General features: G+C 66.6%; 14 protein-coding genes. 10 read left to right on the top strand and 4 right to left on the bottom strand.

Features of this window, described 5'->3' with window-relative positions; genetic code table 11:
- Complete coding sequence (locus ACQP1G_RS18555) at nucleotides 1-678, bottom strand: DUF4232 domain-containing protein (protein ID WP_433205732.1); 678 nt, start codon at nucleotides 676-678, stop codon at nucleotides 1-3.
- 231 nt (nucleotides 679-909) lie between these two features.
- Between ACQP1G_RS18555 and ACQP1G_RS18550 the strand changes: the two genes are divergently transcribed.
- A complete protein-coding gene (locus tag ACQP1G_RS18550; protein ID WP_433205729.1) occupies nucleotides 910-1128 on the top strand; it encodes a hypothetical protein in 219 nt (72 codons plus the stop codon).
- Nucleotides 1129-1567: 439 nt separating this feature from the next.
- Here the strand turns inward: ACQP1G_RS18550 and ACQP1G_RS18545 are convergent, their stop codons facing one another.
- Nucleotides 1568-2266 carry a winged helix-turn-helix transcriptional regulator gene (locus tag ACQP1G_RS18545; RefSeq protein ID WP_433205726.1) on the bottom strand — a complete coding sequence of 233 codons (699 nt, stop codon included), beginning with the start codon at nucleotides 2264-2266 and terminating at the stop codon, nucleotides 1568-1570.
- A gap of 91 nt (nucleotides 2267-2357) precedes the next feature.
- Here ACQP1G_RS18545 and ACQP1G_RS18540 point away from each other — a divergent pair, with 91 nt between their 5' ends.
- The 5 genes from ACQP1G_RS18540 to ACQP1G_RS18520 all read left to right on the top strand — a co-directional run bounded on the left by ACQP1G_RS18540 (nucleotide 2358) and on the right by ACQP1G_RS18520 (nucleotide 7640).
- On the top strand, nucleotides 2358-3497 hold the full coding sequence (locus ACQP1G_RS18540; RefSeq protein ID WP_433205723.1) for an acyl-CoA dehydrogenase family protein: 1140 nt from the start codon (nucleotides 2358-2360) through the stop codon (nucleotides 3495-3497).
- A gap of 394 nt (nucleotides 3498-3891) precedes the next feature.
- Nucleotides 3892-4812: a cutinase family protein gene (locus ACQP1G_RS18535; protein WP_433205720.1), complete on the top strand. Its 921-nt coding sequence runs from the start codon at nucleotides 3892-3894 to the stop codon at nucleotides 4810-4812.
- Between the two features lie 235 nt (nucleotides 4813-5047).
- Nucleotides 5048-5593, top strand: coding sequence for an HNH endonuclease (locus ACQP1G_RS18530; RefSeq protein ID WP_433205717.1), 546 nt, complete (start codon nucleotides 5048-5050; stop codon nucleotides 5591-5593).
- 27 nt (nucleotides 5594-5620) lie between these two features.
- Entirely contained in the window at nucleotides 5621-5890 is a 270-nt protein-coding gene (locus ACQP1G_RS18525; RefSeq protein WP_433205714.1) for a WhiB family transcriptional regulator, read from the top strand.
- 145 nt (nucleotides 5891-6035) lie between these two features.
- Nucleotides 6036-7640: a VWA domain-containing protein gene (locus tag ACQP1G_RS18520; protein WP_433205711.1), complete on the top strand. Its 1605-nt coding sequence runs from the start codon at nucleotides 6036-6038 to the stop codon at nucleotides 7638-7640.
- A gap of 4 nt (nucleotides 7641-7644) precedes the next feature.
- On the opposite strand, the gene ACQP1G_RS18515 is transcribed toward ACQP1G_RS18520, so the two are convergent.
- The gene (locus ACQP1G_RS18515) at nucleotides 7645-8475 is read right to left on the bottom strand and encodes a Vgb family protein (RefSeq protein WP_433205708.1); all 831 of its coding nucleotides are present in this window, start codon (nucleotides 8473-8475) and stop codon (nucleotides 7645-7647) included.
- Nucleotides 8468-9955 carry an ABC-F family ATP-binding cassette domain-containing protein gene (locus ACQP1G_RS18510; protein ID WP_433205705.1) on the bottom strand — a complete coding sequence of 496 codons (1488 nt, stop codon included), beginning with the start codon at nucleotides 9953-9955 and terminating at the stop codon, nucleotides 8468-8470. The genes ACQP1G_RS18515 and ACQP1G_RS18510 overlap by 8 nt, the downstream gene beginning before the upstream one ends.
- Before the next feature lie 60 nt (nucleotides 9956-10015).
- Between ACQP1G_RS18510 and ACQP1G_RS18505 the strand changes: the two genes are divergently transcribed.
- From ACQP1G_RS18505 to ACQP1G_RS18490, 4 genes are all read left to right on the top strand, one after another.
- Nucleotides 10016-10603 carry a TetR/AcrR family transcriptional regulator gene (locus tag ACQP1G_RS18505; protein ID WP_433205702.1) on the top strand — a complete coding sequence of 196 codons (588 nt, stop codon included), beginning with the start codon at nucleotides 10016-10018 and terminating at the stop codon, nucleotides 10601-10603.
- A gap of 48 nt (nucleotides 10604-10651) precedes the next feature.
- Nucleotides 10652-11332, top strand: coding sequence for a hypothetical protein (locus tag ACQP1G_RS18500; protein ID WP_433205699.1), 681 nt, complete (start codon nucleotides 10652-10654; stop codon nucleotides 11330-11332).
- Nucleotides 11333-11940: 608 nt separating this feature from the next.
- Nucleotides 11941-12276, top strand: coding sequence for an ArsR/SmtB family transcription factor (locus tag ACQP1G_RS18495; RefSeq protein ID WP_433205696.1), 336 nt, complete (start codon nucleotides 11941-11943; stop codon nucleotides 12274-12276).
- Nucleotides 12273-12755 carry an SRPBCC family protein gene (locus ACQP1G_RS18490; protein WP_433205693.1) on the top strand — a complete coding sequence of 161 codons (483 nt, stop codon included), beginning with the start codon at nucleotides 12273-12275 and terminating at the stop codon, nucleotides 12753-12755. The genes ACQP1G_RS18495 and ACQP1G_RS18490 overlap by 4 nt, the downstream gene beginning before the upstream one ends.
- The last annotated feature ends 43 nt before the right edge of the window (nucleotides 12756-12798 follow it).

Here is a 12798-nt window from a genome sequence, read left to right as displayed (position 1 = left end):
TCAGGCGGTCGGCTCGGTGACCGGGTGGACCTGCAGTTCGCAGGTGTCGATCGAGGTCACCAGCCGGGCTGTTGCGGTGGTGTTCGGCGGAGTGACCTGCAGATCGGTGTAGGTCGGGCACGGGTTTCCCGCGGCGTCGAACGCCACGCCCTCCACGACTGCTTCCGCGTTGTGATCACGATCCAGCACGACGGTGGGCGGGGTGTCGACGCCGCTCGGGAGGCCGCCTAGATAGCCACGCGGGGTTCGGGTCGCGTGCACCAGCGGCCCGCCCGCGCCGGTATCGACGCCGGGGTATCCGGTGAGCGTGCACGGGCCGCTGGCCGTGGGGATCCCGAAGTGCAAGCGGACGCCACGGTGGCCGAGCCCCGGCGACATCGGATCCGCGCCCAGGAGGACCTGGCCGTCGACGCAGGGCGGTGCGACCTGCTGGCCTGTCGTCGGCTCGCCGCTCGAAGGCCCACCGGTCGTTGGTTGCGTCGCCGTCGGACCGCCGGTCGACGGCTGGCCGGTCGACGGCTGGGCGTTTTCCGGTCCGCTGCTCGTAGACCGGGTCGTTGCCGACGTCGGTGGATGATCGCCGGCGGGCTCGCTGGCGCATCCGACGACTGCGAGCACGCCGCAGGTGAGCAGCGGGATGTACCGCCGAATCGCTTTCGATGCTGTCCGTTTCGACATGGAAAACTTCCTTGTGCTGTCGGTTTGAAGCAGCGCCACAACAGTATTCGGCGCGATGCCCCGATGGATATCTCCGATCGACACGCACGACCCCCCGGCCGGACGAGCTTGTCGAGCTGTTTATCGGCTGCCGCCGCCGCGCGTTATCGCCACGCACCACAACCAGAGCGCGAGAAGTACCGCAATACGATCGAGCGGGCGGCATACCCTGAACTATCCGGAGGTGATCGAGTGAATGTCTACGAGGTGCGAAAGGTGCACAGCTGCGAGTTCTGCGGCACCGAAGACGAGACCCTCACCACCCGAACAACATTGGACGACGCGAAGACAGCCGCCGAACACGACGCCGGTCTAGCGTTGGCGTGGGAAGGCATCGCCGACGACGAATGCCCGCTGTGGGCCGATCGCGAAGACGGCGTCTACCGCTACTACATCTACCAACAGTCCTGAAGATCCCACCAAACCTCACCGATGACGGCGACGGCACCGCGATTCGATCAGAGCCCCATTACGCCGCCCCTCTGTGGCCGCCGTGCTCGCTGTAGGCACCGACAAAGCTCGAGTTCAACGGGTGCGGCACTCGGCTCGTCAGCGGCTCCACGTCGGGCGGGCAACGCGGCGGCGGACAGCGCGACCGCTCCACGCCGCGACGGATCGACAGGGCGACGGCGCGACGGCGGAAGAAGCAGCGGCGAGGCGGGCAGCACGGCAGCCTCGAGGGGCGAGGGTGGCCACGGCCCCGACGGCGAACGGTCGGCAGCACGGCGGCGGACAACGCGACGGCGCCACGGGCGCGGCTGCCTCGAGAGGCACGGGTCGCCGGGTCCCGGACTGCGCACGGGGGCGGACAACGCGACATATCGACGGCGCGACGGACAGCGCGGCCGGCTCAGGACGCGCGGGTCACCGGGTCCCGGACTGCGGACGGATCCGAGTATCCCGCAACGGGACTCAGCCGCAGCACCGACGGCATGCGGCGGGTGAGCGCAGACGGCCCATGGAATTCCACTCGACCCGTTCGCATTGCATGCGACAGCGGGATGCGGCCCAGCCAAACCTGGTACAGCGAATCGATATCGGAGTTGATGGTGACGTCGATCGGATAGCCGGGATCGGCATCACATACCGAGGCGATGCCGGATTCGATCACGATCCAGTAACGACGGAAGTCATCGGTGAAGCGTACGCACAGCACATGTCGCTTACCCGGGAACGAGGACGTATCCAGCCGGGAGTGCATCCACCACACCAGCAGACCCGCATCCAACTCCTCGGGCTGCGGTTCGCCGAAGGTCCAGCGTGCACCCCATTCGCCCAGGCCGAAGAGGATCGGTTCCAGTTCCTGACCGGCCGCGGTGAGCAGGTATTCGGTCCCGACCTTGTCGATCAGTCCGGCCCGCTCGAAGTGGCGCAGCCGCTTGGCGAGCAGGCTGCGCGACAGCCCGGGCAGACCGCGGGCCAGATCATTGAAGCGGCTCGTGCCGATGAGCAGATCGCGCAGGATGAGCAGCGACCAGCGCTCGCCGAGCACATCGAGCGCACGGGAGATCGGACAGTACTGGCCGTAGCCTGCGGTCGTGCTCGTCATGCTCACCTCGCGATCCGAGGTCCATTTTCTGGACCGGGAGAGTCCACTTTCTGGACTATTCGGTTATCGCGGCCGTTCCTAACTTCGAAACATGACGACTATTACTGATGACATCACCGACACCACTACCGACTGGATCACCCGGACGCGCCGGGTGGGGGAAACCCTGCGCGCCGATGTCGCCCGGCGCGACCGTACCGGGGACATCTCCGCCGACGCCTTCGACCTGCTGCGCGCCACCGGACTCTCCGCCGCGCTCGTGCCGACCGAATTCGGCGGCGGCGGCGCATCGCACCGTGAAATGGGCGAGATTCTGCGCGAACTCGGCCGCCACGACCCGTCCACCGCCGTCGCCTTCGCGATGCACACCCATCTGGTGGCCGCGCAGGTCTGGCGGCACAACCACGGTATCGACGCCTCGGCGGTGTTCGGCAAGGTCGCCGCGGGCGCGATCCTGGTCAGCACCGGCGCCTCGGACTGGGTCGAATCCAACGGCCGGGCCGAACGAGTCGATGGCGGCTTCCGGGTGAGCGCGCGCAAGGCGCCCGCCAGCGGCTGCGAGGTCGGCAATGTGGTGGTGACCAGCGTGCGTCGCGGTGACGCACCGGGGGGACCGCAGGTGCTGCACTTTGCGATACCACTGGACACCGATGGCGTGCACATCGAAAAGACTTGGGACACTATCGGTTTGCGGGCCACCGGATCGCACACGGTGGTCTTCGAGGATGTCTTCGTCCCCGATGCCGCGATCTCGCTGACCCGCCCGGCCGACGTGTGGCCCCCGGTGCTGAACGTGGTGATCGGCGCGGCCCTGCCACTGGTACTGGCGGCCTATCTCGGCATCGCCGATGCCGCGATCGAATTGACCGCAGCACTCGTGGCCGATCGGACCGAACCGCACACCTTCCAACTCGCCGGCGAAATGATGAACGCGCACACCATCGCCGCCGATCTGATCGCCGCCATGTTTACCGATTCGGATAATCTGCGGTTCGACAATACCGACGCCTACGGCGCGCGCACCCTCAGCCGCAAGACCGTTGCCGCCGACACACTCGTCGACACCGTCCGGTTGGCCATCGAAACCGTTGGTGGCGCTGGCTTTTCGCGCACCTGTGAGCTGGAGATGTGGTACCGCGATATCCACGGCTGCCTGTTCCACCCGCTGCCACGGGCCAAGCAGACCCGGTTCACCGGGCGGGTGTTGCTCGGCCACTCGCCGATCGGCTGACTCGGCTCGCTCGTCCGGAATACCCGAACACGGGACGAACGCCCGCCGAGGGGGTTCAATGGATGCTCATACGATGATGCGCGGGAGGGATCATTCGGTGTCTGTCACCGCCACAATCGTGGACTCGGCGACCGACGCCGCCTAGTCCACGATGAAGGAGCCGCGCACCCTCGCCCGCGGCTCCTTCATCTCCCGGGAAATACCCGGCGCGAAGCTCGCCGCCACAGCGGGCAAACATCCAGCATCGGCGCGATCGGCGAAAAACGCCCGTCCTTTGTGATGGCATGTTCTCGCATTACCCCTGCTCAGACCGTACGGTTGTCTCCGACGCGACGGCAGGCGTTCGCGTACGGCCCTTGGCCGCTTCGGACCCAGCAACACCGAGGTGTGGACCATGCTCATGCGCAAGATGATCGGCGCCGTGGCGGGAACAGTCATGGTGGGTGCGGCGGGCGCCATCGGCGGTGCGGGTGCGGGTGCGGGTGCGGCCACGGCCCCGGCCGCGCCCGAATGCCCCGACCTCTACGTCGTGGCGATACCCGGCACATGGGAGACCTCCGATGCCAACCCCAGCGAGGGCATGCTCGCGAGCGTCACCGATAACCTGCCGACGAATACTCGCACCGACTATGTGACCTACGCGGCGACCGCATTCCCCTGGGAGACCGATGTTTACGGGCGCTCGAAGAAACAGGCCATCGATAATGCCCGCGGCCTCGTCATGACGATGGCCCAGCAATGCGACGCGACGAAGATCGCATTGATCGGGTACAGCCAGGGCGCCGACGCGGCAGGCGATCTCGCCGCCGAAATCGGCACCGGGTCGAGTCCGGTCCCGCCCGAGCGCATTGCCGCGGTCGGCCTCATCTCCGATCCGCGCCGCTCCCCCACCGATGCACTCGTCGGTCCGCCGGTGCAGGGGGCCGGTGCGGGCGGCCCGCGCATCGGCGGCTTCGGCCTCCTCAGCCAGCAGACCAGGACCATCTGTGCCGTCGGTGACCTCTACTGCGCCGCGCCGCCCACCGACTTCGCCACCCGATTCGCCGGATTCCTGGCCCAGGCCTCCGACCCCGATCCGGCGCAGCTGTGGCGCTATCAGCAGGAGGCGTTCGCAATCATCGACGACCTGACGGCGACCGGGGTGGTCCCGCTCATCCAGAACCAGCTCGCCGATCCGGAGATGAACGAGCGCAAACAGGAATTCGAGCGTTTCTATCACTCGTTCGTGCACCAGAACTACCCCGTCTACGTCGTGGATTCCAGCGGGGCGACCGCCACCTCGTGGCTGCGGCAGTGGCTGGTCGGCCTGGCCTGAAAAACCCGTCGCCAGCGGTGGGCCCGCTGTGCCACCATGGATTTCGATGATGATCACCGGATACCGCGGTGATCGAAGAGCTTCGGAAAGGAGGAGGCGGCCGTGACCATTGTCGTATCGAGCCAGCGTCGGTGTGACGCGCACGTCGAGCAGGTAACCCGCCGCCTCCCGGCCGGCAACTGACCGACCGCCGCCTTCTCCGATTCGCTCGCTCTCCCGAAACATGGTGATTCCCATGACGTTCCACCGTGCCACCGATTCGGTGGTGTTGACTGTCGACAACTGGATACACACCCGAGTACTGGTGCTCAACGCCAGCTACGAGGCGCTCACCGAGATCAGCGCCGAACGGGCCGTCGTGCTGCTCATGGGCGGCGCCGCGGAATCGATCGCGGATCGCGAGCCGCATCTCCCGATTCGGTCCAAGCACCTCGAGCTCGCGCTGCCGGAGACGATCCGGTTGCTGCGGTATGTGTACCTCGACCACGTGACGCGGGTACACGACGGCAGCCGCGCGACCCTGGCCGGTGTCCTGCGCCGGGACAGCCACCGGTGCGGGTACTGCGCGTCCCGGGCACGCACCGTCGACCACATCCGGCCGCGCAGCCGGGGTGGTCCGAACACCTGGAACAACTTGATCGCCGCCTGCGCGCCGTGCAACTCGGCCAAGGCCGACCGCACACCGGAGGAGGCGGGCATGCGGTTGCTGTGGGAACCCAAGGCGCCCAACGATATGGCCGCGCGCCAGCAGCGGATCTGGAAGCAGTTGGCCGCCACCTGAGCCGAGAGCGAAAGGAGAAGGCTCGAAATGACCGTCGAATTGGAGATCGACGCGGTTGTCGATCTGACCGACCTGCTCCCGCTCTCGGATTCTCGGGAGTGGCATCGGGCGGCCTGCCGCGGCGACCCGAACCACGAGGCGTGGTTCCCGTACCCGTCGCAGGACTTCGCATACGCGCGCGGGGTCTGCGCGAGCTGTCCGATTCGGGATGCCTGCGGTGAATTCGCCGGGCGCACCGGACAGTCCGGGGTGTGGGGCGGACACGAGTTCGATCGCGGACGGATGATCCGGCCCTAGTTGCCATGGCCCCGCCACGCCGTGCCGGTGCGCCGCACCGGGCGCACCGGTACGGCAAATCTGGCGTGAACATACACTGAAGGTCGTGGGCACACATCGCAGCGGAACCAGGTCCCGGGGCGTCAGCAAAGGTCCGGTTATCGCAGTGATTGCCGTTTTGCTGCTCGTCGCGGCGGTCTTCGCATTCCTGCAACTCAGCGATCGCGCGGCGAATCGCGACAAGTCGGCCGCGGCCGAGTGCAAGGACGGGCCGTCGACACTGTTCGTCACCGTCGATCCAGAAATCGCCGACCCGGTGCGCGCCGCGGCCGAGGGATACAACGCGACCAACCCGAAGGTGCGCGATCACTGCGCGAAGGTGGTGGTTACCGCCCGGCCGTCCGCGGCGATCGTCGAGGGATTCACGGCTGGCACGTCGTGGAACGGCGCGCTCGGGCCGCAGCCTGGGCTATGGGTCGCCGATTCGATGCGCTCCATCGAATCCATGCGCGTGCCCGGCCTTATCGAGGGCACTCCGGCGCCCGTCGCGCTGAGTTCGATCGTGGTCGCCGTTCCCGAGGAACTGCGCAACGCACTCGAACAGGCCAAGATCACTTGGGCGGATCTGCCACGACTACAACAGGGTTCGCTCGACGAGCTGGGCCTCTCGGGCTGGGGCGGACTGCGGATGGCGCTGCCATCCGGTGACGCGACAGTTGCCGCTGCGGCCGCGGTCGGCTCCGCGGTGTCGGGCACCGATCCGCTCAGCGACGAGGTCGCGCAATCCGGTCAGGTTGTCGCCGCGATCTCCGGGCTTGCCGCCAAGGCGCCGCAGGCGGCGGATACCGCTGCCGCACTGGCCGTTCTCGGTGGCGCGAGTTCAACCATCCATGCGGTGGCCGCAACTGAGCAGCAATTGAAAGCACTCGGCGGTACATCCGAGTTCCGGCCCGCGGGGACCGCACCGGTCGCCGATCACCCGGCCGCGCTGATGTCGGGAGCCTGGGTGGACAAGACGCAGAATCTGATCGCGTCGATCTTCGCCGACTACCTGCGCGCGCCCCAACAGTCCGCGGCATTCACCGCTGCCGGATTCGCCCCCGCACCGGCAGCCGCCGCACCCGCGCCGTCGCGGACCGCACTGGACAAGGTGCGCACCACCCTCGCCAATCCTGTTCTCGGAGTGCAGGCTACGGTGCTGCTCGATGTCTCGTCCTCGATGGGCAATACCGACGGATCCGCTACCCGGCTCTCGAATGTCCTTGGCGCCCTTCGCTCTACGATGAACGTGATGCCGCCGGACTTCGGGCTCGGCATCTGGACCTTCGGCAAGGATCTCGACGGGACCAAGCCGTACAAGATCCAAACCCACACCGCGGCCTTGAGCACCGAACAGCGCACCGCACTCGATACGGCTCTGGATACGGTGAAGCCCACCGATTCTCGCACCGACCAGGCCTACCCGGCACTGCTGGCTGCCTACCGCGCCGCCGTCCAGGGGTACACCGCCGGGCGCACGAATTCGGTCCTGCTGATCACCGACGGCCCCGACGACGACTCCACCACCACCGGAGCCAAACTGCTCACCGACCTGACCGCAGCCATCGACCCCGCCCACCCGGTCCGCCTCGATGTGATCGTCATCGGCGGCAGCGGGACCGAAACCCTGCAAACCGCCGCCCAACGCACCGGAGGCACCTACACCCGCCTCGCGACCTCGGACGACATCAGCTTCGGGACCGCGATGGTCCACGCACTGACGACGCCGTGAGGGCTCAACTGGTCCGCACCCGCACCAGTGCACCGGATTCCATTGCCACCCAGATCGCGCCGTCTGGCCCCACGGTGAGTCCGTGCGGCTCGGCACCCGGGAGCTCCTGCTCGGTGATCTCACCGGTCGTGGTGATCCGCCCGAGGCGGTTGGCCGCCCATTCGGTAAACCACAGGGCGCCATCGGGTCCGGTGATGATGGCGTGTGGTCGGGCCGTACGGTCGGGTAGGGGGTACTCGTCGATCTTGCCGTCGGGCGTGATCCGGCCGATTTGACCCGCGGCGATCTCCACGAACCAGAGGGCGCCGTCGGGACCGGCTGTAATACCAACGGGCATAGCGCCTTCGGTGGGCAGCGGGTGGACGGTGCGGGTGCCCGCGATGGTGATCCGACCGATCGCATTGCCCTGGTTCAAGGTGAACCACAGGGCTGCGTCCGGGCCGGAGGTGATCATGGAGGGCATGCCTTCGACCGGGTAGGTCCTCACCTCGCCGTTCATGGCGCGGCGGCCGATCCGGTTCGCCTGCAATTCCGTGTACCACATCGCGCCATCCGGGCCGGTGGTGATGCCGTACGGCGAATCCGCTTCGAATGCGCTGGTTTCGCCGGTCGGCGTGATCCGTCCGATCCGATTGCCACGAAACTCCGTGAGCCACAGGGCATCATCCGGTCCCGCAACGATCACGGTCGGCTGTCCGTCGGCCGGGTCGAGCTGGATGGTCTCGACTTCGCCCGCGGCACAACGCCCGATCGCACCCTTCGATACCAACGTGAACCAAACTGCACCATCCGGGCCGGTCGTCAGCCCGTAGGGCGCGCCGGAAAGCTCAATCAATCTCGTCCACTCCGATCTGCATTCCCTTGAACCGGGCCCGCAGCGCCCGATCGTGCGTCACGATGACCAGCGCTCCGGCGTAATCGCGCAGCGCGGCTTCCAGTTCCTCGACCAACGTCAGCGACAGGTGGTTGGTCGGCTCGTCGAGCAGCAGCAGGTCGTACTCCCCCGCCAACAGTTCGGCCAGCGCCAGCCTGCGCCGCTGCCCCTCCGATAGTGCACCCACCGCGACATCGAGCACGTCCCGATGGAACAACCCGGTCGACATCAGCGCCTCCCGCCCGTGCCCATAGGTCTCGGCCACCGTCGACTCCGGGTCGAAAACCACGTCCTGGCGCAGATATCCGACACGTCCACGTGCACTGTCGTAGATCTTGTCCAACAGCGTCGATTTGCCAGCACCGTTCGGCCCGTGGATCAGCACCCGATCCCGCGGACCGAGCGTCAGGGCACCGAGCTCGAACGATGCTGCCCGTCCCGGCCCGAACCTTCCGCGAAACCGCAACGGCTCCGGCGGCCGCCGCACCGGATCCGCCCGGAGCCTGCGCAGCCGTTCCGCTGTCTGCCGAACCCGCGAAGCGACCGAATTTTGCACCCGACCGGCATTGCGGTCGTAGGCCATCTTGTTGTTGTCCTTCATCGCCCGCCCCGCCGCGACCCGATGCGCCGTCGTGCTCGCGAACTCCTCGAGTCGCGCGATCTCGTCCTGAAATTCGGCGTACGCCTGCTCCCAGCGTGCCCGCGCTGCGGCCTTCTCAGCGAGGAAACCGCTGTAGCCGCCACCGAATCGGGTGATTCCGCCGTCCTCGACCTCCACGATCGCGGTCGCCACCCGATCCAGGAACGTCCGGTCATGGGAAACCACAACCACCGTCCCCGAATGTGTCCGCAACCGCTCCTCCAGCCAGATCATGGCCGCCGCATCCAGGTGATTGGTCGGCTCGTCCAGCAGCAACACCTCGGGCGAGGCAGCTAGCAGACAGGCCAGCCCGAGCCGGGCCTGCTCACCACCCGACAAACTCGGCAACGGACGCTCGCGCTCGATGTGCGCCAGTCCGAGACCGTGCATCGACTTGTCGACTCGGGTGTCGGCGTCGTACCCGCCGCGCGCCTCGAACGCCGTGAGCAACTCGCCGTATGCGGCCATATCCTCGGCCTCCGCTGCCCGTTGCAGCCGCCGCTCCAGCTCACGCAACTCGGCCAACGCGAGATCGATGGCCTCGCCAACAGTGCGGCCGGGCACCGTTTGCGCCAAATGTCCGATGCCGCCGGCCGCACGCACCGTGCGCTCACCGTCATCGAAGCTCTCGATACCTGCCAGGATCCGCAGCAAAGTCGACTTGCCGCAGCCGTTTTCGCCGACTATGCCTGCCCGCTCACCGGGCCGGATGGACAACGTGACGCATTCGAGCACGACTCGGTGTCGGTAGGACTTCGACATGTCCCGCAGGGTCAGTTGGGTGGTCAGATGGCTCTCCAATCGCTACTTGTGTAGCTTTAAGCTAACAAGCCGACCTAACTAATGCAACAGGAGTTGTCTTTGGAGACGCAGAAACGCCCCGGCGGACGCAGCGCCCGCGTCCGTGACGCAGTGCGCCAGGCCACCCTGGCCGAGCTGACCTTGCGCGGCTATCAGGGCCTGACCGTCGATAACGTCGCGCAACGCTCCGGTGTGCACAAGACCACCGTGTACCGCCGCTGGGGCAGCCCCGAGGGACTCATCGCCGACGCCCTCGAACTCGCGGAGAGCGAACCGTGGCCGATTCCCGATACCGGCTCACTCGACGACGACCTGCGCGGCATAACCGATCTGGTGCGCACCGGGTTCGCCGACCCCGACGCGGGACCCGTCGCGAGTGCGTTTATCGCTGCGGCAGTACAGAATTCCGCCGCGGCCGAAGCCCTCCGGCGCTTCTACGCAGCCCGGCACGCGCAGTCCGCCGAGGTCGTTCGCCGCGCGGTCGCCCGCGGCGACCTCCCCGACACCGTCGATATCGAGGAGGTTATTCGCTTCGCCGTGGCGCCGATCTACTACCGCCTGTTCATCACGCACGAACCGGTGACCACGCAAGACACCCTCCGCGCGGCCGATGCCGCACTGGCCGCTGCGCGTGCGGGCGCGATCTGACGGCCGATCGGGGCACAGCGGAGCACCCCGCAATGCAATGATGACCCGGTGACTTCCTGGCTTCCGCTTCTCAGCTCGCTCATCGTCGCGGCCGCGGCGCTCATCGGCGTCCTGATCAACAACCGGACGAACCGCAACGCGATCACCGCGGCCGACGAGCGCAACCGGACCACACTCGATGCCGCACAGCGCAATATCGAGACGACCAATGCCGCCGCGCAACGTAATATCGACAACGCCAACGCCGCCGCGGAGCGCCGCGAACAGGACAAGTGGCGACGCGAATCGGTTCTGACCGCAATCTCCTCGGTACTGCTCTCCGCCGCAGACGTCCGCCAAACCCTGTGGGACACCCTCGATTGGAAGGCTGAATCCGTCGAGGAGGTGGACAGTTTCGGCAAGGAATTACATCAGAGCATCTCCGCATGCAACGGCTACATCACCCGACTCCGCGTCCTGTCGAACCCCAAGATCCCGCACCGCTGCGAAGATCTCCTCCGCACCCTCACCGCAGCCGAGAGCATCACCGTGCAACGCCTCAAGGTCGAACTCGACCACGAAGCAACCATGGACGACGTCAACGCGATCCGCGCACTGTGGCACAAGGCAATTGCCAACACTGTCCAAGATGAGCGCGCCGTCATCGACGCAACGCGCTCGGAACTGGGAATCGAAGCCCTCAGCGAGATCCCGGAACTCGAACCCGAGGCCGCGCCGGACCCGGCGTAATCCCTTGTGGGGCGGCTCAGATTCCGGCTGGAACGATGGAACGGCCGCGCAGACCAGCCGAACCTGCTGCCCCACAGCAACATCACGCGCCCGACCACTCGCCGCAACCATCGGCATCCCCGGATGCAGGTCGGGCACGACCATGCCCTCGACATGGATGACCTGCACCGTCCTACAGACGACGATCCCGCGATCCCGCGCTGACATCCCGGCCTCGCAATCGCACGCCGCAGAATCATCGAGCCATGCCGGTACAGTGTCGAGATCCAGCCCGACGTCGTATTCGCGCGCAGTCTGCATGCGCGAATCTCCACCCCAAGCTGCGGTCCGGATGCGCTGCCCAGCGGACCACGTCGGCTGGCCGGCAGCAGCCCGGGTCAGGACTTGAATCGTCACAACTCCGCCGATGAATCCGTGACGGACCTGCTTCGACAAGCCGAACGGATGCGCTGTTGCCCATTCGCCCGGCAGCCTCCCACCGAGCTGATAACCCCAATCGATCAGCCCCTTCAAACCGGCAGAAGCCATCATTTCCTCCGGTGCACCGAGACGTGCGGAACCGACCAACCCATGGACAACGACTACCCGTAAGTCTAAACTTACGGTTCGTGAAGGCTTACCGAAATGCCGCGTTGGACGCGCTGGGGGATCCCACGCGGCGGGCGATCTTCGAGCGGCTCGGGAAGGGGCCGTGTGCGGTTGGCGAGTTGGCCGATGAGCTGCCGGTCAGTCGGCCTGCGGTTTCTCAGCATCTGAAGGTGCTGAAGGAGGCGGGGCTGGTGGTCGACCAGGCGGTGGGGACCAGGCGGGTGTATCGGCTGAATCCGCAGGGGATCGACGGGCTTCGGGTGTACTTCACGCAGTTCTGGTCGACGGCGATGTCGGCCTTTCAGGACGAGGTGAACAGGCAGGCAGCTGACGCCTCGAGAGAGGAGAAGCCATGACACAGCAGTTGAGCGATAAGGAAGTTCGGGTCGAACTCGTCGTCGATGCGCCGATCGATCGGGCCTACGACGTGTTCACCACTGGAATCGATAGTTGGTGGCCGCGCGCGCATCACATCGGCAAGGGCGAGCTCGCGCAAGAGGTCATCGAACCGCGTGCGGGTGGACGGTGCTTCGGCAGGGAAGCCGATGGCACCGAATGCCCTTGGGGCACAGTGCTCGTCTGGGATCGACCGCGCCATTTCGCGTTCTCCTGGGAGATCGGCCTGGACTGGCAGCACGACACGAATCCGGATCGCGCCAGCCGCGTCGATGTCACGTTCGAGGCAGTGACGCCCGAGCGTACCGCGGTGACGCTGGTGCACTCCGGCTTCGAAAACCATGGCACGGGTTGGGAATCCATGCGGGACAGCGTCCAAAGCGAGGGCGGCTGGCCCGATCTGGTCAACAGCTACGGCAAAGTGGTTGCCGCGCAATAAGAGCGGTTATCGAGCCGCACCTACAACGGGGTCGAGGTGCGGC

Origin of the sequence: Nocardia sp. CA-107356, from assembly GCF_050946365.1 — a bacterium.
Lineage (GTDB): Bacteria > Actinomycetota > Actinomycetes > Mycobacteriales > Mycobacteriaceae > Nocardia.
Note: the sequence above shows the minus strand (reverse complement) of the source record. Positions and strands in the feature narration are given on the sequence as shown.

Excerpts from the sequence above, each read along its gene's own strand:
- ACQP1G_RS18555 (WP_433205732.1), bottom strand. The coding sequence starts at position 678 with ATGTCGAAACGGACAGCATCGAAAGCGATTCGGCGGTACATCCCGCTG.
- ACQP1G_RS18545 (WP_433205726.1), bottom strand. The coding sequence starts at position 2,266 with ATGACGAGCACGACCGCAGGCTACGGCCAGTACTGTCCGATCTCCCGT.
- ACQP1G_RS18540 (WP_433205723.1), top strand. The coding sequence starts at position 2,358 with ATGACGACTATTACTGATGACATCACCGACACCACTACCGACTGGATC.
- ACQP1G_RS18535 (WP_433205720.1), top strand. The coding sequence starts at position 3,892 with ATGCTCATGCGCAAGATGATCGGCGCCGTGGCGGGAACAGTCATGGTG.
- ACQP1G_RS18530 (WP_433205717.1), top strand. The coding sequence starts at position 5,048 with ATGACGTTCCACCGTGCCACCGATTCGGTGGTGTTGACTGTCGACAAC.
- ACQP1G_RS18525 (WP_433205714.1), top strand. The coding sequence starts at position 5,621 with ATGACCGTCGAATTGGAGATCGACGCGGTTGTCGATCTGACCGACCTG.
- ACQP1G_RS18490 (WP_433205693.1), top strand. The coding sequence starts at position 12,273 with ATGACACAGCAGTTGAGCGATAAGGAAGTTCGGGTCGAACTCGTCGTC.